The 20,357-nt window shown below is 57.6% G+C and carries 26 protein-coding genes; 3 read left to right on the top strand and 23 right to left on the bottom strand.

All coding sequences use genetic code 11. The annotated features are described in order from the left end of the window. From T363_RS0108815 to T363_RS0108825, 3 genes are all read right to left on the bottom strand, one after another. Positions 1-282: helix-turn-helix domain-containing protein (locus tag T363_RS0108815; protein WP_031475144.1), on the bottom strand; the 282-nt coding region annotated here is incomplete at its 3' end. Between the two features lie 132 nt (positions 283-414). Beyond that, positions 415-1,245, bottom strand: a complete 831-nt coding sequence (locus T363_RS0108820) for a type III pantothenate kinase (RefSeq protein ID WP_031475145.1) — start codon at positions 1,243-1,245, stop codon at positions 415-417. Positions 1,246-1,258: 13 nt separating this feature from the next. After that, positions 1,259-1,771, bottom strand: coding sequence for a YfcE family phosphodiesterase (locus T363_RS0108825; RefSeq protein ID WP_051643190.1), 513 nt, complete (start codon positions 1,769-1,771; stop codon positions 1,259-1,261). Positions 1,772-1,900: 129 nt separating this feature from the next. On the opposite strand from T363_RS0108825, the gene T363_RS0108830 reads away from it, so the two are divergent. Genes T363_RS0108830 through T363_RS0108840 form a run of 3 tightly spaced genes read left to right on the top strand, consistent with a single transcriptional unit; the run spans position 1,901 to position 2,868 of the window. Beyond that, positions 1,901-2,161 (top strand): hypothetical protein, encoded by a 261-nt coding sequence (locus T363_RS0108830; protein ID WP_154658782.1) that lies wholly within the window; start codon positions 1,901-1,903, stop codon positions 2,159-2,161. A 12-nt stretch (positions 2,162-2,173) separates the two neighbouring features. Next, the gene (locus T363_RS0108835; RefSeq protein ID WP_031475148.1) at positions 2,174-2,563 is read left to right on the top strand and encodes a hypothetical protein; all 390 of its coding nucleotides are present in this window, start codon (positions 2,174-2,176) and stop codon (positions 2,561-2,563) included. Positions 2,564-2,586: 23 nt separating this feature from the next. Then, complete coding sequence (locus T363_RS0108840) at positions 2,587-2,868, top strand: hypothetical protein (RefSeq protein WP_031475149.1); 282 nt, start codon at positions 2,587-2,589, stop codon at positions 2,866-2,868. 2 nt (positions 2,869-2,870) lie between these two features. Here the strand turns inward: T363_RS0108840 and T363_RS0108845 are convergent, their stop codons facing one another. The 20 genes from T363_RS0108845 to recJ all read right to left on the bottom strand — a co-directional run bounded on the left by T363_RS0108845 (position 2,871) and on the right by recJ (position 20,345). After that, a complete protein-coding gene (locus T363_RS0108845) occupies positions 2,871-3,197 on the bottom strand; it encodes a TfoX/Sxy family protein (RefSeq protein WP_031475150.1) in 327 nt (108 codons plus the stop codon). Between the two features lie 3 nt (positions 3,198-3,200). Next, entirely contained in the window at positions 3,201-4,070 is an 870-nt protein-coding gene (gene rsmA / locus T363_RS0108850) for a 16S rRNA (adenine(1518)-N(6)/adenine(1519)-N(6))-dimethyltransferase RsmA (RefSeq protein WP_031475151.1), read from the bottom strand. A 280-nt stretch (positions 4,071-4,350) separates the two neighbouring features. Continuing rightward, positions 4,351-4,878 (bottom strand): ribosome hibernation-promoting factor, HPF/YfiA family, encoded by a 528-nt coding sequence (hpf, locus tag T363_RS0108855; protein WP_031475152.1) that lies wholly within the window; start codon positions 4,876-4,878, stop codon positions 4,351-4,353. A 175-nt stretch (positions 4,879-5,053) separates the two neighbouring features. Further along, complete coding sequence (locus T363_RS0108860; RefSeq protein WP_031475153.1) at positions 5,054-5,896, bottom strand: fumarate hydratase; 843 nt, start codon at positions 5,894-5,896, stop codon at positions 5,054-5,056. Then, positions 5,893-7,065, bottom strand: coding sequence for an amidohydrolase (locus T363_RS0108865; RefSeq protein WP_031475154.1), 1,173 nt, complete (start codon positions 7,063-7,065; stop codon positions 5,893-5,895). Before T363_RS0108865 ends, T363_RS0108860 begins: the two co-directional genes overlap by 4 nt. A gap of 226 nt (positions 7,066-7,291) precedes the next feature. Beyond that, positions 7,292-7,771, bottom strand: a complete 480-nt coding sequence (locus T363_RS0108870; RefSeq protein WP_407919073.1) for a S1 RNA-binding domain-containing protein — start codon at positions 7,769-7,771, stop codon at positions 7,292-7,294. 11 nt (positions 7,772-7,782) lie between these two features. Continuing rightward, entirely contained in the window at positions 7,783-8,064 is a 282-nt protein-coding gene (locus T363_RS0108875; protein ID WP_031475156.1) for an FtsB family cell division protein, read from the bottom strand. Between the two features lie 45 nt (positions 8,065-8,109). Further along, on the bottom strand, positions 8,110-8,568 hold the full coding sequence (gene yabQ / locus T363_RS0108880) for a spore cortex biosynthesis protein YabQ (RefSeq protein WP_031475157.1): 459 nt from the start codon (positions 8,566-8,568) through the stop codon (positions 8,110-8,112). A 6-nt stretch (positions 8,569-8,574) separates the two neighbouring features. Continuing rightward, complete coding sequence (yabP, locus tag T363_RS0108885) at positions 8,575-8,859, bottom strand: sporulation protein YabP (protein ID WP_031475158.1); 285 nt, start codon at positions 8,857-8,859, stop codon at positions 8,575-8,577. A gap of 139 nt (positions 8,860-8,998) precedes the next feature. Then, positions 8,999-9,238, bottom strand: coding sequence for an RNA-binding S4 domain-containing protein (locus tag T363_RS0108895; protein ID WP_031475159.1), 240 nt, complete (start codon positions 9,236-9,238; stop codon positions 8,999-9,001). Further along, a complete protein-coding gene (locus T363_RS15830; protein WP_031475160.1) occupies positions 9,239-9,517 on the bottom strand; it encodes an HU family DNA-binding protein in 279 nt (92 codons plus the stop codon). Between the two features lie 15 nt (positions 9,518-9,532). Beyond that, positions 9,533-10,321 (bottom strand): nucleoside triphosphate pyrophosphohydrolase, encoded by a 789-nt coding sequence (mazG, locus tag T363_RS0108905; protein ID WP_031475161.1) that lies wholly within the window; start codon positions 10,319-10,321, stop codon positions 9,533-9,535. Between the two features lie 15 nt (positions 10,322-10,336). Then, the gene (locus T363_RS0108910) at positions 10,337-11,962 is read right to left on the bottom strand and encodes a putative polysaccharide biosynthesis protein (RefSeq protein ID WP_031475162.1); all 1,626 of its coding nucleotides are present in this window, start codon (positions 11,960-11,962) and stop codon (positions 10,337-10,339) included. A 61-nt stretch (positions 11,963-12,023) separates the two neighbouring features. Then, the gene (locus T363_RS14565) at positions 12,024-12,416 is read right to left on the bottom strand and encodes a zinc ribbon domain-containing protein (RefSeq protein ID WP_034972058.1); all 393 of its coding nucleotides are present in this window, start codon (positions 12,414-12,416) and stop codon (positions 12,024-12,026) included. Positions 12,417-12,505: 89 nt separating this feature from the next. Next, positions 12,506-13,429, bottom strand: coding sequence for a uridine kinase family protein (locus T363_RS14570; RefSeq protein ID WP_034972060.1), 924 nt, complete (start codon positions 13,427-13,429; stop codon positions 12,506-12,508). Between the two features lie 14 nt (positions 13,430-13,443). Continuing rightward, positions 13,444-14,907 (bottom strand): coproporphyrinogen dehydrogenase HemZ, encoded by a 1,464-nt coding sequence (hemZ, locus tag T363_RS0108925; RefSeq protein WP_031475164.1) that lies wholly within the window; start codon positions 14,905-14,907, stop codon positions 13,444-13,446. Beyond that, a complete protein-coding gene (locus tag T363_RS0108930) occupies positions 14,904-15,536 on the bottom strand; it encodes an MBL fold metallo-hydrolase (protein WP_051643191.1) in 633 nt (210 codons plus the stop codon). The genes hemZ and T363_RS0108930 overlap by 4 nt, the downstream gene beginning before the upstream one ends. Positions 15,537-15,549: 13 nt before the next feature. Beyond that, entirely contained in the window at positions 15,550-16,002 is a 453-nt protein-coding gene (gene dtd, locus T363_RS0108935; RefSeq protein ID WP_031475166.1) for a D-aminoacyl-tRNA deacylase, read from the bottom strand. A gap of 67 nt (positions 16,003-16,069) precedes the next feature. Next, positions 16,070-18,253, bottom strand: a complete 2,184-nt coding sequence (locus T363_RS0108940) for a RelA/SpoT family protein (protein ID WP_031475167.1) — start codon at positions 18,251-18,253, stop codon at positions 16,070-16,072. Between the two features lie 19 nt (positions 18,254-18,272). Beyond that, a complete protein-coding gene (recJ, locus tag T363_RS0108945; RefSeq protein WP_031475168.1) occupies positions 18,273-20,345 on the bottom strand; it encodes a single-stranded-DNA-specific exonuclease RecJ in 2,073 nt (690 codons plus the stop codon). Positions 20,346-20,357: the final 12 nt, after the last annotated feature.

The following is a 20,357-nucleotide window of genomic DNA, read 5'->3' on the forward strand; positions in this document are numbered from 1 at the left end:
CGCCCCTCTGTTTGAAATATTGTATTTGGCTACGATATCATCCACACTGCCAATTCCGCTAAGATACTCTTCAATGCAATGAATCTTAAATTCCTTGGAATACCTTCTGTTTCCACTTACAAAGGCTTCAATACCGTTCGCTTCGTACTTGGATATCCATCTATATATCTCGTCACGATTCATTCCATAAACATCTTGTAATTGAGAATAGGCAACCTTACCCGACTTATACGCTTCTATGATTTCTATTTTCTTCTCTGGAGTGAATTTTATTTTGCCCATAAAAAATCCTCCTAAAGTAGATTTTGGTTTTTTCCATGGTCTACTTTAGGAGGATCATATCACAATGCCTGACTTTTTATATTGGCACAGCAAACCCGATGCACACTGCCCGTGCACATCGGGTTTTCCGGCTCAGCCGTCATTCTCATTTTCTTCGATCAAACAGGTTTCGCTGTCCAGCATACGCCCCTCAAACGCCTCATAATTGTTCTCATAAATCAGACGCAGCCCCTCCAGCGTCAGGTTGGGATCGACCTCGTCGATCAGCGGGCAATACCGTGCCATCATGCGCCCCATGCCGCCGGTAGCAACCACACGTGTGTTTTCCCCCAGCTCGGCACGGATATCCGTGATGATACCGGTCAATGCGCCCACATAGCCGCGCACCGCGCCCGACTGCATGGACTGCACCGTGGTTTTGCCAATCGCCTTTTCCGGACGCTCAATATCCACCCGCGGCAGCTTGGAGGTCTTCAGGAACAGCGCCTCCATCGCGACCTTCAACCCGGGAAAGATCGCGCCGCCCTGATAGGCGCCGTCCGCATCGATCGCATCGAAAGTTGTTGCCGTACCGATATCGACGATCACCAGCGGCTTGCCGTATTTGCGCACAGCAGATACCGCGTTGACCAGCCGATCCATTCCCACCTCGCGCGGGTTGGCATAGCAGTTCTCTATCCCGATATCCACATCACGCCCTGCGATCACAGGTTTTACGCACAGGTATTTGCGGATCGCATTGATCAGCGTATACATCACCGGCGGCACGACCGATGCAATGATAACCGCATGCGTCTCCGCCCGGTCGATCCCGTGGAAGTGATAGTACTGCGATATCATCATACCAAGCTCATCCGAAGTGCGCTCGGCATTGGTTGAAATACGGAAAGAACCGCGCAGTTTTTCCCCTTCATATAATCCAAATACCATATTGGTATTCCCTACGTCAATGGCTAACAGCATGTCTTTTTTCCCCTTACCCCTTGATTTTTTCCATCCGCAGCAGGCCGCCGTCCTCATCCAGCAGCGCCAGCCCGCATGGGCAGCCGTCCTCAACCGTCAGCCGCGCATAGCTTTCCGGCCCGCCGCGCGGCAGGCTGATACTGCCCGGATTGCACACCAGCACACCGCTGTCCCACGTCAGCTCCATGCGGTGCGTATGGCCGTAAAACGCAAGTGCACAGCCCTGCTCCCGGGCACGCTGCGCCACCAGACCGCCGGACAGCATATAGACCCGTTCCCGATGACCATGCGTTAAAAAAATACGCGTCTGCCCAATGGATACGACCGTTTCCCACGGCACATCCGGATCAAAATCATTGTTGCCGCGTACCCGGCAGACCGGCAGCGAGGGATAAATGTACGCAAGCTCCCGCGCATCACCGGCATAATCCCCTAAATGGAATACCCTGTCAGGTTTTTCCCGCTCGATCGCTGCAATCATACCCGCGGTTCCGCCGTGCGAATCCGAGAAGATCAAAATTTTCACACCTACCGCCCCTTTCGCCGCAATAGCAGTATTTTACACCGTGCAGGCACACTTGTAAACCGGTTTTCACATTTTTTCTCCGCGCTGCATATACTGGCAGTAAATGATGTTTGGAAAGGGATGGATACCATGTCTGATCAAAATGAAATGTTCCGCCGTCTCACCGGCGATCCGGAAACTGTTGCAGCACTGCGCCGCGCCCTGCACACACCGGACGGCAGGCAGGCCGCGCAGGTGATCTCCGACCGGCACGCCGATGTGCTGGAACGCGCCGCGCAGGCCGCACAGCGCGGTGACATGGGAGAAGCCGCACGGCTGGCACAGCAGCTCATGCAGACACAGGAGGGCGCGCGGCTGGCCGATAAGCTCAAACAGATCTTCCACCCGTAAGGAGGCAGCTCCATGGACAATGATATGCTTTCCTCTCTGCTCAGCGACCCCGCCGCCCTGCAAAATGCCATGCAGGCGGTTTCCGGTATGTTGGGCGGAGCAGATAGCGCCGAACCGTCCGTCTCACCCGGCTATGATCCCACCGCCGAGCTGATGGAACACGCCTTGCCGGTGATCGGCACGATCGTGCAAAGCGGGCAGAGCGCTGTCCGTCAGGAAAAACGCGCCCTGCTGGGCGCGCTCAAGCCGTTCGTTACCAAAGAGGTTGCAGGCCAGTTTGACCATGCCCTGCGGCTGGTCAGCATCGCGCGGATGGCTCGCGCCGCCCTTGGGCAATTCGGGCAGGAATCCCCGCTGTCCGGCCCGGCAGACCATCCCGATCCCGGTACATCAAGCCGCTGAACAAAAAGGGAGAGGATTCCATATTGTACAACCGTTATTTGACCGCAGCCGCCGAAAGCGAACCGATCCCGCACCATATTCCCGAACCGGACAGCACCACATACGCAACTGACCATCCGTCTCCTGCATCCGGATTGATGCACGGCCTGTCCGCACGGCTGCAAAACATCCATCTGGATCAGGATACCCTTCTCGTGCTTGCCATCGTATGGTTCCTGCTGAGCGGAAGCGAAGATACATCGGACGGCAGCACCGATTGGGAACAACTGCTCCTGATCGGTATTCTGCTGTTTCTTGGGATCTGACTTCAGTCAGATCCCTTTTTTCTGCGCGGACGCGGCGCAGGCAACGCCGCACAGGTCTGCCGCACCAGCTCCGCCAGAAATGCACGATCCTCCAGATCCTCCACATACAAAAAGCGTGCACCTTCATGCGGCATCACAATTTCCACCGCGGGCAGCAGTGCCCGCCCCACCGGGGTGATCTTTAGGCAGAGCATATCCTCCTCGATTGTGGCAAAAAATTTCCCATCGCACCACAAGCCATATTCTCCAAACATCGGCCGGCACACCACTGTTCCTGCCTGCGCCAGCTGCTCACAGACGTATTGTACAAATGCAGGACTGCTGGCCATTGGTCATACCCCTTTCAGGCGATCCGCCGCCGCATCTGCCAGACGCGCAAAATCCATCAGGCTCAGCCGTTCCCCGCGCACCCGCGCATCCAGCCCTACCGAGCATACCAACCCGGCGATCGCCTCCTTATCCATCTCACTGCCGAGCACCGGACCCAGCGCATTGACCAGCGTTTTGCGCCGCATGTTAAAGGCGGCGCGCACCAGAGCAAAGAACAGCTTTTCATCCTTGGTCTGCACCGCAGGCTGTTCCAGCGGCGTCAGCTGCAGTACTGCGGAATCCACCTTGGGACGCGGCACAAAGCAATCCGCCGGCACATCAAACAGGATCTTCGCCGCCGCATGATACTGCACATAAATGGTAAACGCCGAATAGGCCGCTGTGCCCGGCTGTGCGCAGATACGCTGCGCGACCTCGCGCTGCACCATCACCGTAATGCGTGTAAAAGCACGGCTTTCCAGCAGCGCAGTGATCGCCGGTGTGGTGATATAATACGGCAGGTTGGCGCAGGCGACCGCGCGTTCCTCCCCGAATTTTTCACGGCACAGCGCCGCCAGATCAAGCGCAAGCACATCGCCCTGCACGATCTCGTAATTGTTATGCTCGGAAAGCGTTTCCGCCAGCACCGGCAGCAGGGCACGGTCCAGCTCCACCGCGACCACGCGCGCCGCACGGCGGCACAGCTCGTCTGTCAGGCAGCCCATACCCGGGCCGACCTCGACCACACAGCCTGTTTCTGCCGCGCCGCTCTGCTCGGCAATACGACGCGGCACACTGGCATCGGTCAAAAAATTTTGCCCGAGCGACTTAGAAAAGTGAAAACCGTGCCGTCCCAACACGGCACGGATGGTTTCAATATCGCAAAGGTTCATACCGTTCCCCCTCTATTTATCCTTCTGTCCTTTTTCTGACCCTTGATCTATCCGCATCCCGCCATATACACAGCAAGATGCATCAAGCAGCCGTTACAGTATAAATGTACAAACAATTATCTGTTGATACGGCGAGTGAGAAAAACTTCCATCCGGAAACTTTTTCATCCGTTTTGAAGCAATTCGTCTGCGCTTTTTCGGCAAAGCGCCAGTTTACGGCAATCTCAAGGCCGGCGGCACAAGCCGCCGGCCTTTTGCTCAGATTTTCCGATTGACCGATTTATTCTTCACCCTCGATCAGACCATAACCGCCTGCCGCACGCTTGTACACCACCGCATGGATGTTGTCCGCATCTGCGTTGCGGAAGAAATAGAACTGATGATCCAGCAAATTCATTTGCAGGATCGCTTCGTCCACGCTCATCGGCTTGACCTCAAAGCGCTTGCGGCGCACCACATCAAAATCATCCTCTGCCAGAGCCGCCTGCTGCTCGGCGATCTTATCAAACGCACCCTCGCGCAGACGCTTTTCCAGACGTGTCTTATGCTTGCGGATCTGACGCTCGATGCTGCTGACCGCACCGTCCACCGAAGCAAACATATCGGTCGTTGTTTCCTCTGCACGGACGACCAGACCGGTCTGGCGCACGGTGACCTCCACCGTTTGCTTGCCGCGCAGCTCGCTGAAGGTCAGCGTGGTATCCGAATCCTGGTGGAAATACCGATCCAGCTTTTCGACCTTGCGCAGCGCATATTGACGCAGATCGTCGTCAATTTTGATCTTTCTCTCGACGATGGTAAACTTCATGACATCATCTCCTAACGGGCAGGATGCCCAACTTACTGCGGCCCCGTCCCCTCTCGCCGGAGGAGGCGAGCACCATTGAGGATTTGCTGTCTTTATTATAACACGCTTTCGTACAAATTGTCCAATCTATTTTAACAAAGTTCACAATTTGTTCAGCAGCTTTCCCAACAGAAAATCAAATTTCTCCTTCGGCGTGGCGGGTCACATGGCAAGAGATATTGACTACGCAGGGCAGCCCTGCGATATGCGTACCAAACGGTTCGATCGCGCAGGCCAGCGCAGTGACCGTGCCGCCCAGTCCCTGCGGTCCCACACCCGAAGCATTGACCCGATCGAGCACCGCCTGCTCCATCGCCGCATACAGCGGATCACTGTTTTTCTCATTCACCGGGCGCAGCAGCGCACGCTTGGCCAGATATGCCGCCTTATCCGACGTACCGCCCAGCCCCACGCCGATCACAACCGGTGGACAGGGGTTCGACCCCGCATGAATGCACGCATCCGCGATAAAGTCCACGATTTGCTCCTGCGTAGCGGCAGGCGTGAACATTTTCATCGCGCTCATATTCTCCGATCCGAACCCCTTGGGCGCCACCGTAATCTTTACCCGATCTCCCGGCACCAGTGAGGTATACAGCACGCACGGCGTGTTGTCATTGGTGTTTTCCCGCCGCAGCGGATCACCCACCACGGACAAGCGCAGATAGCCGTCGATATAACCGCGGCGCACACCCTCGGTCACAGCATCTTCAAATACGCCTCCGGTCAGATGTACCTCCTGACCGATCTCCGCAAAAACGATCGCCATGCCCGTATCCTGACAGACCGGCACATCATTCTGCCGTGCCAGATCGCAATTTGCGATCATCTCTCCGAAAATCTCCTTGCCGAGCGGCGACTGTTCCGCTTCACGTCCCTCCACAAACGCCTGCCGCAGATCCGCGGGCAGATAATAGTTTGCATCTATGCACAGACGGCGCACCAGCGCGGTCACTTCCGAAACATCAATCGTTCTCATACTGTCCTCCTGTATTCCGGCACGCCGTTTACAAAAACGGCCTGCACTTCTGTCATAATATCCAGCGGATCACCGCTCCACAGCACGCAGTCTGCATCCATTCCCGGCTGCAGGCTGCCCATACGGTGTGCCATACCGGCAATCTCCGCCGGCACGGATGTGACCGCCCGCAGTGCATCCGTGCGATCCATACCGGCCCGCACAGCCAGCATCAGCGCCATCGGCAGCAGCCGCAGCGGGATCTCCGGATGATCGACCGTAACCGCCGTCGGAATGCCCGCACGGCACAGCAGCCCGGGGGCGGCATCGGTCAGGTTGCGGATCTCGGGTTTGGAACGGTCGGTCATATACGGCCCGCTGACGACCGGCACCCCTTCTTCCGCCAGCAGATCAGCAACCAGATGTGCCTCTGTGCCGTGAATGATGACGGCATGCAGATGAAACTCATTTGCAATACGCAGCGCCGTAAAAATATCATCTGCACGATGCGCATGAAAATGTGCCTGTACCTCGCCGCGCAGCAGCGGCACCAAAGCCTCCAGCTTGCTGTCGTGATCGGGCGCATCCTCATCCGGATCGTGCGCGGCACGCTCCTTGCGCGCCAAATATTCCTGCGCTTTATAAAGCTGCTCACGGATCAGCGCCGCCGTTGCCATCCGGGTGACCGGGCTTTCATCCTTATCGTGATAAACCGATTTTGGATTTTCGCCCAGCGCAAACTTGACCGCCAACGGCGCCCGGACGATCATATCATCCACCCGCCGTCCTGCGGTTTTGATCAGCGCGATCTGGCCGCCGATTGGGTTGGCGCTGCCCGGGCTGACCGCCGTTGCCGTCACCCCTGCTTCGACGGCCTCGCGGAAGCTGCGGTCAAACGGATTGATCCCGTCGATCACGCGCAGCTGCGGCGTAACCGGATCGGTGTCCTCATTGCCGTCCGCGCCCTCAAAGCCCAAGCCATCTTCATATAAACCCAGATGGGAATGAATGTCGATCAGTCCGGGGGTCAGGATACCGCCTGCGCCATCCAGCACCTCTGCACAATCCGGCGGCTCCCCTTCGCCCATGCGGGCGATCCGCCCCTGCTCGAGCAGCACCCAGCCGGTAAAGCGGCGATCCTGTGCATCCATCGTCCAAACGGTAACATTTTTGATCAAAATTTGATTCATGCAAAACCTCATAAAAAAACAGTTGACAGATATGGTAATATATGGTATATTGAATATGGCAGTTGAAAGAACTGCCATGCACCGTTCATATCTTTATCCCCACAATCCTACTTTTGGCGCTCTTTCTGCGGAAAGGGCGCGTTTTTTTGCCCTTATACCCGCTTCACTGCAGCCGTTGGCATACCAAACCGAAAAAAGAAAACCGAGGTCGCCCCCGGTTTTGGTATTATCTGCGGCGGCGCGAACCGTTTTTGCGGTCGGTCGCATGGCGCACATCTGCCTGACGGCTCTCACTGTCCGACATAAACGCCTTCAGTTTATCCTCAAAGCTCATGGTCGCCGGATCGCGCGGCGGCTGCGGCGCACGTCCCCGCGGTGCAGCCGAGCGCTGCTGGAAACGCGGCTGACGGGGCGCAAACCCGCCCGGCCGTTCCTGACGCGGCTCCTGTGGCTGCGCCTTTTTAATGGACAGGTTAATACGGCCCGCCTGATCAATATTGATGATCTTGACCTTGACCTGCTGCCCTTCCTGCAAGAAGTCCTTGATATCGCTGACAAAGCTTGCCGCAACTTCAGAAATATGCACCATACCCGATTTCCCCTCGGGCAGCGCAACAAAGGCGCCGAACTTGGTAATACCGGTTACCTTGCCCTCTACGATCGATCCCACTGCCAAATCCATATAAGCTGTTTTGCCCTCCGTCAATCTTTTCCCTTTTACCGGGCAGATGTATCTACAAATACACGTTCCCCGGGTTCTGCGTAGCTCAGCTCCGAACGGGCCAGCTCGCTGATATCCTCTTCAGAAATGCCATTTTGCATCTCCTCCTGCAGGGCGGCATTGGCCGCCTCATACTCCTGCACCCGCAGGGTAAGGGACTCCAACTCCGCTTTTTTATCCGCGATCTGCGCATGCAGACTGATGATCTTAACTGCCGCACCAAGCAGGAACACCAGCATCACAATTTTGAACCATACCGGCATTTTCCGCTTTGACATTTTGACCACCTTCTGCGCTTTTGCCCGCACCGACTGATATAGTTTTTATTTTATACCTTTCCTTCGAAAAATGGAAGAGGATTTTGCAAACTTTTTTGTAAAAATGCGGATTTTCTCCGGCAGGCGGGACAGTCCGGTTCGATCATACAGCTGCTGTGCTGCCGCGCCGACAGCACAAACACACTGCAAAATAGTGCCGATCATCAGATCCAGCGCCGCCCGCACCGCTCCGCTGAGCGTCAGCAAATACAAGACGCACCCTCCTGCCATTCCCACCGGTGCGAAAAAGCGGTTCTGTCCGGCAGCGAACAGCAGATGAAATTCAAACAGACCGCAAAGCAGCAGCCCCCAGAACAGCGCATCCAGCACCGCTGTTGCGCCGGGTCCGCAGCCAAAGTGATAGCGCACCGTGCGCAGCACATCATACAGCAGCCCGGCGCCTGTTCCCAGCAGCACGCAGCGCAGCAGCAGCAGCAACTGCTCCTGATTGGTAAACGGCTCCATAAACACTCACCTGCCGAACAGGCGGTTCAGCAGACTGCCGCGCGGGGCAGCACTGTCGTCATACTCCAACAGCCCAATCTCTCCCTCCACCAGCAGCTCTCCCGCCTCAAGCTGCAGCCGCTCCACATGCAGCCCCTGCCCGCGGATGACCAGCATCCCGCGCACGGTCTCCAGCAGCACCTGCTCCTCGTCAAAGCTCTGCACATCGGTCACCCCGGAAACAGACAGCTTTTCCCTGCCCTCCAAAATCACCGTATGCGGCATTTCCCTGTTCTTCTCCTCGGATGCCATACCGATCCCTCCTTGCCTGACATATCCTGCTCATCCTATCCTATGTCAGGCCGCATAACGGTATGCTGCCGTTTCCATACAAAAATACGCCGGAAGGAAATCCTTCCGGCGCCGACAAGCTTTCCATGTCAAAGCCTGCTCAAATTTCTTTGTACATTGCTGCGGCATCCGCCTTGAGCGCATGCTCTGCGATTGCTGTTACTTCCACCCGCACCGTGCGCTGACCAAACGCGATCTCGATCACATCCCCCAGCTTGACCTGATAAGAGGCCTTGGCCGGTTTGCCGTTTACCGTGATGCGCGCCGCATCGCAAGCGTCATTTGCCACTGTGCGCCGCTTGATCAGGCGCGAAACCTTCAAATATTTATCCAGCCGCATTTACTTGCCGTTCACCCGATCTTTCAGTGTCTTGCCCGGACGGAATGCCGGCAGAACCGAAGCCGCGATCTCGATCGCCTCGCCCGTGGATGGGTTATGCCCGGTGCGTGCCGCGCGGGATCTGGTTTCAAACGTACCGAAGCCGCTGAACTGCAGCTTGTCTCCTGCGGCCAGCGCATCCGAAATGACGGCGAAAACCATATCCACTGTCTGTTCCGTCTCTTTTTTACTCAATCCTGTCCTGTTCGCAACCTGTGTAATGAATTCACTTTTTTTCATCTGTATCCCTCCGTTTTACCAGCTCTTTGCCTTTTCCCAAAGCGCATCCATCTCTTCCAGCGACAGGTCGGACAGGTTTTTCTGCATCTCGCGCGCCATCTGATCCATCTGCGCAAAACGGTCGGTAAACTTGTTGCACGCCTTTTCCATCGCGCGCTCTGCGTCGATCTTCAAATGGCGCGATACGTTGACCGCAGCGAACAGCAGGTCGCCCAGCTCCTCCTCCGGATCTCCGTCCCCCTGCATGGCGCGGCGCACCTCATCCAGTTCTTCTGCAACCTTATCCAGCGCATCCTCTGCCCGGTCCCAGTCAAATCCGACCTTAGCCGCCTTTTTTTGCAGTTTTTCCGCCCGGATCAGACCGGGCAGGCTTTTTGCCACGCTTTGCAGTGCAGCCGTATCGGTTTCCTGATGCTTTTCCTTGCGCTTCAATTCATCCCAGTTGCGCAGGATTTCCTCCGATGAGCTGACCTCGACCGAGCCGAAAATATGCGGATGCCGGAAGATCAGCTTTTTGCAGATCCCGTCCGCCACATCACCGATATCAAACACACCCTTTTCCTTCTCCATCTGGGTATGGAACACAACCTGCAGCAGCACGTCGCCCAGTTCTTCCTTCAGGTGCTCTGTGTCCTCCTCGTCGATCGCCTCGCAGACCTCATAGGTCTCCTCGATAAAATTGCGGCGGATGGACTGATGATCCTGTTCCCGGTCCCACATACAGCCGTCCGGCGCACGCAGGATCTCCATGATCCGCAGCAGATCGTTAAAATCATATGTTTCTTTTTGCTGAAAATCTACCATAATTGCACTTCCTGCTCATTTCAAATGTAAAAGATCGGCGATTTTCTCACCTTTCGGCAAAAGGAGCACATCCTCCCGCTCGACTGCATGCAGCGCCAGCAGCAAACCGCCGTACACCGCCGCCGCGATCAAAATCGTCACCAACGTGACCAATTTATCCACTATTGTGCCGGGGGCTGCATCCAGCAGATGCGATGCGGCAAAAGAGCAGATATACACAGCCGCCCCCATGCCTGCCGTGGCAGCCAGTGGGCGTCCCACCGTTCGTCCGATGGGCGGCAGCGCATGTGACAGCCGCGCAATGTGGAACAGGTTGAGCAGCGCGATCAACCAGTAGCATGCCGCGGTGCTCAGCGGCGCCCCTGCGATCTGCACTGCCGGATCACCGATCAGATAATAATCCCCGAATATTTTGACCAGCGCGCCGAGAAACATCGAAATCAGCGGCAGGTCGATCCGCCCAAACGCCTGCAACACTGCATTGCTCACGGCAACCAGCGCAACCGCCGGCACTGCCAGTCCCAGCAGACCCATCAGCTGCCCGCCGAGCACAGTGCCTTCCGAATAGAACATCCGCAGGATCGGCCCGGATAACAGCAGAAAACCCGCCCCGGCGGGCAGGGTGATCATCAGCGTCATCCGCAGCGTTGTTGCCACAGTATGGGATACCTTGGTAAAATTCTGCGCTGCCCGCGCACTGGCAATGGTCGGCAGCACGCTGACCGCAAGCGCCGTGATCAGGGTCTGCGGAAGATTAAAAAAGTTAATGGCCATATTGGTGTAAATGCCATAGGTTGCCATTGCTTCCACCGCATCCATCCCCACCGCAGGGCTTTGCAGCCGGGTGGAGATCAGCGCTACGTCGATCAGATCGGTCAGACTCATCACCGCCGAGCTGATCGTGATGGGAATCGACAGCGACAGCAGCGTTTTGGCAAGCTCACCCACCGGACGCATCGCATCATTCAGCACATGTACCGGTTCGGCCTGCCGCCGCGCCACCGCAGCCTGCAGCAGCATATACCCGGCTGCCGCCACTTCTCCCAGTGTAACGCCGAGTACTGTCAGCGCTGCGACCGCCGCCGCACTCATGCCCTGCCGCATGGCGTAATACGCCAGTCCTAAACCGACAACCAGCTTGCCGAGCGCTTCGATCACCTGCGAAACCGCAGTTGGCACCATATTCGACCGACCCTGATAATATCCGCGGAACACCGCGAGAATGGATACCATCAGTACGCTCGGTGCCACCGCCATAACCGCCAGACGTGCGTCCGGCGCTTTGATCCATCCCGCAAAGGTATCTGCACCAAACAACAGCGCCAGCGTGCCCACCGCACCGACCGGCACAAAAATGCCCGCCGCCACGCGCACGATCCGATGTACCTCGTGTTCCCGTCCGCAGGCAGTTGCCTCAGCCACCATTTTGGAAAGCGCTGCCGGCAGGCCAACCGTGGAAATCACCAGCATCGCTGTGTAAATGCGATACGCCGCACTGAACAGACCGGAAGCCGGAGAATCCTCCCCGCCGATCAGGTTTTGCAGAGGGATCTGAAAAAACGCACCGATCACTTTGACGATCAGGCTCGCCGCCATCAAAATAAATGCGCCTTGTATAAAATTCTGTTTTTTTCGCTGCAAACGCTACACGCCCTTCCATTTCATTTGTTTACCGTATGGCCGGGCGCCTGGAAATATGCGCTCACAGCGCACCGCCGCAGGAGGAGCAGAACGCATCCTCACGGCTGCACGGTTTGCCGCAGTGCGGGCAAACGACAACCGCACGCATCCCGGAGAGTTCCTCACGCAGCGCAGCTACCCGTTCCTGTTTGGCATCGACCGCGGCGATTTTTTCGTCCATCTCCTCGCTGGAGACTTCCATTCCACGGTGAAGATCATACACCAGCTTGCCGATCTCCTTATACAGCACCTCGCACTCGGTATTCAGGTCGAAAATCTGAAGATTGATCCGGGTCGCACTCGCCAGCTCGGTCGCCTTTTTACCGGCGGCATCCGCTGCGCGGACGGCGGCCGCGCCCGTCTTATCTGCCATTACCTTGATCTTATCCAGAAACGACTGCATCTTTGCATCCATCGTCCATTGCTCCTTCCGCAGCGATCTGCCATCGCCATATTGGGTTTATTATACTTCACCTGCCGTGCAAATGCAATATTTCCGCCGCATCAGCCGATAAACTCATGCAAAACGGAATCCGTTGGGATCAAATCCGCATAATCGATCGGCGCAACGCTGCCGAGCGCAGCCGCCAACGGCGCCAGATCAGCCGGAGCGAGCGCATCCCCGTGCAGGCGGAGCTGCGGTTCGAGATGCTGCATCAGGATACACAGCTCATACGGCAGGAAGGTATCCACCGTCAGATTAGCCTGCCCCCGGAACGGCGAGATATACAGCCGCTCCCCCCGCCGCACAGAATTCCACTGGTGCAGTGTTTCCTCCACCGGCGAGTTGCGGAACAGGCTGTCACGCATAGCGCGGCGCAAAAAGCGCAGCATATACGGTTCGATCCGTGCTCCCTCCCCGGTCACAACCGCGCTGGCGACCGACAGATACACGCCGGTTGCGGCATGTGCCAGATCGCCCATAATGACCGGATTGAACGAATGGATGCCCTCGATCAGCACCACCTCATCCGGATCCAGACGCAGCGCCCGGTCGCCCGGACAGGCGGTGCGGGTTTCAAAATCAAACCGCGGCAGCACGATCTCCTCCCCCGCAACCAGCTGGGTCAAATGCTGGCTGAGCAGCGGCAGATCCATACACACCGGGCTTTCCAGATCGGGCACGCCGTTTTCCGGATCCTCCGGTACGTCATACGTGCCGATCGTGCGGTAATAGTCATCCATCGAAATCATTTCCGCGTGGATGCCGTGTCCCGCCAGTGCACGTGCGATGCGGTCGTTGGTCGTGGTTTTGCCCGAGGAGGACGGCCCATTGACCAGCACGATCGGCTTGCTTGCACTGTTTGCCGCGATCTCCTCCGCCACCTGCGCCACCTGTGCGCGATACTGCTGCTCGCATGAGGCAATAAAATCCGCAGCATCATATTTGGCACGGTGATTGATATATTTCAGCGTATATTCTGCCATAACGGTCTCCCTCCTTACCGATTCGGGAAGAGCAGCCGGCGCTTGCCTTCTGCCAGCCGGTCTGCGGCGCGGATATATTCCAGCGGATACTTGGGATTGTTCGTCCGCTCGATCCACCCGGTATCCCGATCGACCCGTTTGGATACGCCGCCCGCGCCGAGCGACAGGATGGTTTGCAGCTCTTCCATCATGGTTACATTGTAAAAGCACTCGGTATCCGGCCGGCACCAGCCAACGTTTTCAAAGCCGCCCGCAGTAAATTTTTGCCGGTACAGATAATACGGCCCATAGCCCGCCGCCTGCAGCGCCTCGGATGCACCGTCCAGCATACGGGAAACGCTTTCACGCTGCGCCGCAGCCGCCGCCTTATCAGTCAGGTCGGCGCCGCGCTTGATCGCCAGCGTATGCACGGTGATATTTTCCGGCGACAGGCCGAGCAGCGTGTCGATCGTGCGGGCAAAACGTTCCGGGGTATCGCCGGTCAGGCCGGCGATCAGATCCATATTGATCACAGAAAAGCCTGCCTGCCGTGCCTGATCAAACGCGCGCAGCACATCGGCCGCTGTATGCCGCCGGCCGATCGCCGCCAGTACGGCATCATCCATCGACTGCGGATTGATGCTCACCCGTCCGACGCCCGCCGCGCGCAGCACATGCAGCTTGCCCGGCGTAATGGTATCCGGCCGTCCCGCTTCCACAGTATATTCACGCAAATGGGAAAAATCAAAGTTTTGTTTCAACGTTTTCAGCAAACGGGTCAACTGCGCCTCATCCAGTGTAGTCGGCGTACCGCCGCCGATATACACACTCTGCACCCGCTTGCCCGCCGCACGCACCAGCGCAGCCGTCTGTGCGATCTCGCCGCACAGCGTATCAAGATACGGCTCGATCAAATGACCGGACTGAGCCGTAGTAGCCGAAACGAACGAGCAGTAGTAGCACCGCGACGGACAGAACGGAATACCCACATACAGAGAAATATCCTCCGTACCGATCGCACGATCCAGCGTCATTGCAGTCGCTGCCGCGCGGATGGTAAGCGCCGTGCGCGCCGGCGTTACATGAAAATGCTCCCGCAGATGCTGTGCCGCCTCGCCGCGGCTCATGCCGCGTTCGATCAGCCCGCGCGCCAGCTTGGCCGGCCGCACCCCGGTCAGGCTGCCCCATACCGGCGGCTGGGATAAGGCGGGCACCACCGCCTCGTACACCGTGGTTTTAACCAATTCGGTCACAACACGCTTGCGCTCGAGCGGCGGCAATCCTTCGACTGACGCGCTGCGCACACTTTCGCGCGTCATGCCGTCGATACAGGCCACAGCGCACGCCTGCGCGATGCCGTCCCGTTCCTCCAGCCGGCTGCGGCAATAGGCTCCGTCCTGCACCGCATCCGCCTGTGTCAGCGTAACTGTAGGGAGAAGATGGAACAGCATCTCCTCCACCGCATGCTTAAGCGAATGTCCCTCCAGCGTATAAATCATTGCCGGACCGCCTGCAGCATATACGGATTGGCGCGGCGCTCCTCGCTCAATGTGGACAGCCCTTCATGCCCCGGCAGCACCTGATAATCCCCTTCCAGATCATGCAGGCGCTTGAGCGAACGCAGCATCTGCCCGAAGTCACCGCCCTCAAAGTCACATCGTCCGCATTCATGCCGGAACAGGGTATCGCCCGTAAACAGCACCTCGCCGATGCGGATAACCGAAGAGCCGGGCGTGTGCCCCGGCGTGTTCATGTAATGCGCCGTCATACCGCCGAAGGTGACTTCCGTACCTTCCTTTGCAATGATATCCGGCGTATCCTCGATATACCCCCGCACCATCGGTTCAAACTCGCCCATATTTTCCCGCTTGAGCAGCCACAGGTCGCCCTCCGGCACCACATACTGCGCACCGGTCTTTTCCAGCACCTCATGCGCCGCCAGTAAATGATCGAAGTGTGCGTGTGTGAGCAGCACGTACTTGATCGTCAGGTTTTCCTGTGCGGCCGCGCGCAGGATCGAAGCGGCATTATCGCCGGGATCGACCACCGCGCCCTCGCGGCTCGCCTCGTCATATACGATATAGCAGTTCGTCGCAACCGCGCCCACGCAAAGCTGCATAATTTTCATACTCATTCCTCCGTTATGACCGCATCTGCGCGGTATCCATCCACAAGGTGACCGGCCCGTCGTTGAGCAGCTCCACCTTCATATCTGCACCGAATTCGCCTGTTTCAACCGGCAAGCAGCTTTCCCGGCAGCGGGCGATAAACGCCTCATACAGCGGGATCGCCGTTTCCGGCCGCGCAGCGGCGGTAAAGCTCGGCCGGTTGCCTTTTTTGCAGTCCCCATACAGGGTAAACTGCGATACCACCAAGATGCCGCCGCCCACATCGGCAAGCGACCGGTTCATCTTATCATTCTCATCGGTGAACACGCGCATTTTGACCGTCTTATCCGCCAGATAGACCGCGTCTTCCGCCGTATCCCCATCTGTAATGCCGAGCAGCACCAAAAAGCCCTGCCCGATCTGTCCCCGCACCGCGCCGTCGATCGTGACCGATGCCTGCGATACGCGCTGGATCAATGCTCTCATTTATTATTCTCCATCTCTGCGGGATCCCCCCGCGGTAAATCCCGTCAATCCGTTCTGCCGCCTGCGCTCAGTTCGTATCCACCGTGCGCGTTACATCTACTACGCCCTTGATCGACCGCATCCGGCTGATCAGGTTATCCAGCTGATGCACGCTGGCCACATCCACCATCGCGTTGATCACACCGAAACCGTCGTTCAGATCACGCGCCGATATCTCATGCACATTGATCTTGCACGCAGCCAGCACAGCAGTTACATCACTCAGCACACCAATGCGGCTGCGGGTCGAAATCTGCAGCCCGGTCGAGAAGCGGCTGCCGCGATCCGACGCGGCAAGATCCTCATCCCACCATGCGCGCAGCCAGCGGTCGGGATCCTCGTGCATGTGCACGTTGACACAGTCCCGCCGGTGGATGGAAACGCCGTAACCGCGTGTGACAAAGCCCACGATCTCATCACCCGGAATCGGCGTGCAGCAGCGCGCGAATTTGACCAGACAATTATCGATTCCCTCAACCACAACGCCGGTTCTGCTTTTGGTCATGCGGCGCTTCGGCTGTTCGGGCTGCGGGTGTTCGATATGCTCGGCCTGCTCGCGCTGGCGGCGCAGCTTTCCCACATCATCCTTGACCTTATTGATCACCTTGGTCAATGTGATGCCGCCGTAGCCGATCGCCGCATACAGCTCATCCACCGTGCCGAACGAAAACTTGTTCAGGGTGTTTTTGAGCACTTCCTCATTGTCGTAAAAACCGCTGTACAGCAGGTTGGCGCGCAGCTCACGGTCCAGATCCTCCCGGCCGTTGATGATGTTCTCCTCCCGGCACTCTTTCTTGAACCACTGCTTGATCTTGTTGCGTGCCTCGGTCGTTTTCACGATCTTGACCCAATCACGGGAAGGGCCGTGCGCCTCCTTAGAGGTCAGGATCTCCACGATATCGCCGTTTTTGAGTTGGCTGTCGATCGGTGCGATGCGTCCGTTAATCTTAGCGCCCGTCATGCGGTTGCCCACAGCCGAGTGGATCGCATAGGCCAGATCGATCGGCGTTGCGCCGGCCGGCATATTCACCACATCGCCCTTGGGCGTAAACACGAACACCTCATCTGCAAACAGATCGACCTTGATATTTTTGATGAAGTCCTCCGCCTCGGTATCCTGCTGCGCCTCGAGCAGCTGCCGGATCCAGGCAAAGGCTTCCTCATTTCCCTTCTTATCCAGCCCCTGCTTGTATTTCCAGTGCGCCGCAACGCCGTATTCCGCCATTTTGTGCATCTCGGTCGTGCGGATCTGAATCTCAAATGGAATACCTGCCCGTCCGATGACTGTCGTATGCAGCGACTGGTATCCGTTGGGCTTGGGCGTGGAAATATAATCCTTAAACCGTCCGGGGATCGGCTTATACAGATCATGCACATAGCCGAGCACATTGTAGCAGTCCGCCACGGTATCCACGATAACACGCACCGCACAGATATCGTAGATTTCGTCGATCGTTTTGTGCTGGGCATACATTTTACGATAAATCGAGTAAATATGCTTTACCCGCGCCGAGATCGTATTGGCGATATGCGCCTCCTTCAGCTTTTCGCCGATACGGTCCTGAATGCCCTTGAGAAATTCCTCATGCTGCTCGCTCTGTGCCTTGAGCCCTTCCACGATCTCGTGGTAGCCGATCGGGTCGAGCACCTTAAGCGAAAGATCCTCCAGCTCCCACTTGATCCGGCTCATGCCCAAACGGTGTGCGATCGGCGCGTAGATCTCCATGGTTTCCAATGCCTTATCGCGCTGCTTGCGCTCGGGCAGATACTGGAAGGTGCGCGCGTTATGCAGCCGGTCCGCCAGCTTGATCAGGATCACGCGGATATCTTTGGCCATCGCCATAAACATCTTGCGCAAGTCTTCAAACTGCTCCTGCTCCTTGGAGTAGCGCAGCATCCCCAATCGGGTAACGCCATCCACCAGCTCGGCTACCGGGGTGCCGAACTTATTTTCGATCTCCTTATATCCGAAACCGGTATCCTCGATGCAGTCATGCAGCAGCGCAGCGCAGATCGAATCGGTATCCAATCCCATCTCGACCACGATCTCCGCCACAGAAACCGGATGGATAATATACGGCTCACCGTTGCGGCGCTTCTGCCCTTCGTGCGCGTTGGCCGCACATTCGTATGCCGCACGGATCTTTTTGATATTCGCCTGCGGGTTCTGTTTCTGCACGCGATCCAGCAAAAAATCCAGTTTGTTCTGCATAGTAGTTCCCCCTTGCCGGTCATCCGGCCATGCTTTGCAGCGTAGCCAGTACGACCGACCCTGAAATATCCGCCTTACCCTTGTAAGGCTTGAGCAGGATGTTGAGCATCCCCTCTTTGAAGTGGTAGCTGATCAGTCCGGATTCGGAAAACACATCCAAACAGACGAACAGCTTGCCGATGTTGATCTCCCGGCGGCTCTCCCATGAGACACGGCGCGACAAGGCGCCGTCCGGCACGGAAAAACGGCCGTCCTCCGCGCGGCAGGTGATATGCCGCCACACCGCCACCAGATCGCCGCGGTCAGGCAGCAGGACGCGCGCCTCACGCGCGGTCAGCGGACCGTCCGCCATATAGGTATTATAAATGTTCAGCAGCTTTTGATCTGCCAGATGCTCGCACTCGCTCAGCCGCGCATCATTCAGCGTAAGCTGCACCGAGCGCCGTCCGCGGAACTCATTGATCTCCAGATGGAACGCGGCATCCACCTGATTGCCTTCCACAAAGCCCAATCCACCCATGCCGGTGCCGAACCACATGGCGGAAAACCGGATGCCGTCCTTGATCAGCGTCAGCCGCACATGACGGTCGGAGGAGATCGGCGTGATTTCTTCCACCGTCATATCCTTCATGCAGAACACCGGCTCGGGATTGCCCATCCCGTACGGCTCCAGCACGGACAGCGCACTGATGTTTTGCATCGAAATCCAGTTCGGCTGCACCATGCAGTCGATCGGCAGCTGCGGCATCAGATCTGCCATTGTCACATGCTGCTCCGCGTAATCGCGCAGACGGGCGCGCAGCTCCTCCACGTGCTCCGCAGATACCGTCAGCCCAGCTGCCAGCTCATGGCCGCCGTAGCGCTCAAGCAGATCCGAGCAGGAGGACAGCGCCTCGAACAGATTAAATCCCTTGACCGAGCGCCCCGATCCCTTGCCTACACCGTTCTCATCGAGCGAGATCAGCACCACCGGGCAGCCGTACCGGTCACACAGACGGGAGCAGACAATGCCGATCACGCCGTGGTGCCAGCCCTTGCCGGCCAGTACGATAATTTTATCCTCCGCCGGGCGGTACTCCCGGCGCAGGCGGGCCAGCGCCTGTTCCAGAATGGTATTTTCCTCCTGCTGACGCAGCTTATTCTGTTCACACAACGCGGCTGCCAATTCCTGTGCCCGCACAGGATCCTTGGTCAAAAACAGTTCGGCAGCCAAATCGGCATGCCCCATGCGTCCCGCCGCATTGATGCGCGGCGCCAGCACAAAGCTGATCGTAGAGGAGGTCAGCCGACGCTGTTTCATCCCCGCCTCGCGCAGCAGCATTTCCAAACCAATGTTGCCCGTGCAGGACATTTTGTCCAGCCCTGCGCTGACGATAATCCGGTTTTCGCTCACGATCGGCATCACATCTGCCACCGTACCCAGCGCGACCAGATCGGCATAGCGATCCAACATGGCATCGGTGTCGCCCTCGAGCGCACAGATCAGCTTAAACGCCACCCCCACGCCGGCCAAGCTGGCAAAGGGATAGCTGCAGTCCGGCCGTTTGCAGTCCACCACTGCATCGGCTGCGGGCAGGCTGTCGTGGCACTCGTGATGGTCAGTGATGACCACTTGTATGCCCAGATCCCGTGCGGCAGCGATCTCCTCATCCGCCGTAATGCCGGAATCCACCGTGATCAGCAGGCGGGTGCCCTCTTCATACAGTTGTTCCATCGCCGTGCGGGTCAGGCCGTAGCCTTCCCGCAGACGGTTGGGAATATAATACGCACAGTCCGCTCCCTTAGAGCGCAGATAATCCACCAGCGTGCAGGTTGCCGTAATGCCGTCCACATCGTAATCGCCGTACACCACGATCCGCTCACCGCGTGCCATGGCGCCGCGGATCGCAGCCACCGCCTTATCCATATCGGTCAGCAGAAAGGGGTCATACAGGCCGGCGCGGTCACTGCTCAGATATGACGCTGCCGCCCGTGCGGTACCAATACCGCGGGCAGCCAGCACAGCTGCCGTCAGCGGCGCATAGCCGTCCTGCATGAGTGTGTCCACCTGCTCCCGTTCCGGAGCGGCGACCACCCATCGCTTTGTTTTCATAGAACTCCCTCA

Origin of the sequence: Agathobaculum desmolans ATCC 43058 (genome assembly GCF_000701665.1) — a bacterium.
Classification (GTDB): Bacteria; Bacillota; Clostridia; order Oscillospirales; family Butyricicoccaceae; genus Agathobaculum; species Agathobaculum desmolans.

What these genes read in the sequence shown, in the direction of transcription:
- T363_RS0108820 (WP_031475145.1), bottom strand. Translation starts at nt 1,245, where the DNA reads ATGCTGTTAGCCATTGACGTAGGGAATACCAATATGGTATTTGGATTA.
- T363_RS0108830 (WP_154658782.1), top strand. Translation starts at nt 1,901, where the DNA reads ATGTCTGATCAAAATGAAATGTTCCGCCGTCTCACCGGCGATCCGGAA.
- T363_RS0108835 (WP_031475148.1), top strand. Translation starts at nt 2,174, where the DNA reads ATGGACAATGATATGCTTTCCTCTCTGCTCAGCGACCCCGCCGCCCTG.
- T363_RS0108845 (WP_031475150.1), bottom strand. Translation starts at nt 3,197, where the DNA reads ATGGCCAGCAGTCCTGCATTTGTACAATACGTCTGTGAGCAGCTGGCG.
- rsmA (WP_031475151.1), bottom strand. Translation starts at nt 4,070, where the DNA reads ATGAACCTTTGCGATATTGAAACCATCCGTGCCGTGTTGGGACGGCAC.
- hpf (WP_031475152.1), bottom strand. Translation starts at nt 4,878, where the DNA reads ATGAAGTTTACCATCGTCGAGAGAAAGATCAAAATTGACGACGATCTG.
- T363_RS0108860 (WP_031475153.1), bottom strand. Translation starts at nt 5,896, where the DNA reads ATGAGAACGATTGATGTTTCGGAAGTGACCGCGCTGGTGCGCCGTCTG.
- T363_RS0108865 (WP_031475154.1), bottom strand. Translation starts at nt 7,065, where the DNA reads ATGAATCAAATTTTGATCAAAAATGTTACCGTTTGGACGATGGATGCA.
- T363_RS0108875 (WP_031475156.1), bottom strand. Translation starts at nt 8,064, where the DNA reads ATGTCAAAGCGGAAAATGCCGGTATGGTTCAAAATTGTGATGCTGGTG.
- yabQ (WP_031475157.1), bottom strand. Translation starts at nt 8,568, where the DNA reads ATGGAGCCGTTTACCAATCAGGAGCAGTTGCTGCTGCTGCTGCGCTGC.
- yabP (WP_031475158.1), bottom strand. Translation starts at nt 8,859, where the DNA reads ATGGCATCCGAGGAGAAGAACAGGGAAATGCCGCATACGGTGATTTTG.
- T363_RS0108895 (WP_031475159.1), bottom strand. Translation starts at nt 9,238, where the DNA reads ATGCGGCTGGATAAATATTTGAAGGTTTCGCGCCTGATCAAGCGGCGC.
- T363_RS15830 (WP_031475160.1), bottom strand. Translation starts at nt 9,517, where the DNA reads ATGAAAAAAAGTGAATTCATTACACAGGTTGCGAACAGGACAGGATTG.
- mazG (WP_031475161.1), bottom strand. Translation starts at nt 10,321, where the DNA reads ATGGTAGATTTTCAGCAAAAAGAAACATATGATTTTAACGATCTGCTG.
- T363_RS14565 (WP_034972058.1), bottom strand. Translation starts at nt 12,416, where the DNA reads ATGGATGCAAAGATGCAGTCGTTTCTGGATAAGATCAAGGTAATGGCA.
- T363_RS14570 (WP_034972060.1), bottom strand. Translation starts at nt 13,429, where the DNA reads ATGGCAGAATATACGCTGAAATATATCAATCACCGTGCCAAATATGAT.
- hemZ (WP_031475164.1), bottom strand. Translation starts at nt 14,907, where the DNA reads ATGATTTATACGCTGGAGGGACATTCGCTTAAGCATGCGGTGGAGGAG.
- T363_RS0108930 (WP_051643191.1), bottom strand. Translation starts at nt 15,536, where the DNA reads ATGAAAATTATGCAGCTTTGCGTGGGCGCGGTTGCGACGAACTGCTAT.
- dtd (WP_031475166.1), bottom strand. Translation starts at nt 16,002, where the DNA reads ATGAGAGCATTGATCCAGCGCGTATCGCAGGCATCGGTCACGATCGAC.
- T363_RS0108940 (WP_031475167.1), bottom strand. Translation starts at nt 18,253, where the DNA reads ATGCAGAACAAACTGGATTTTTTGCTGGATCGCGTGCAGAAACAGAAC.
- recJ (WP_031475168.1), bottom strand. Translation starts at nt 20,345, where the DNA reads ATGAAAACAAAGCGATGGGTGGTCGCCGCTCCGGAACGGGAGCAGGTG.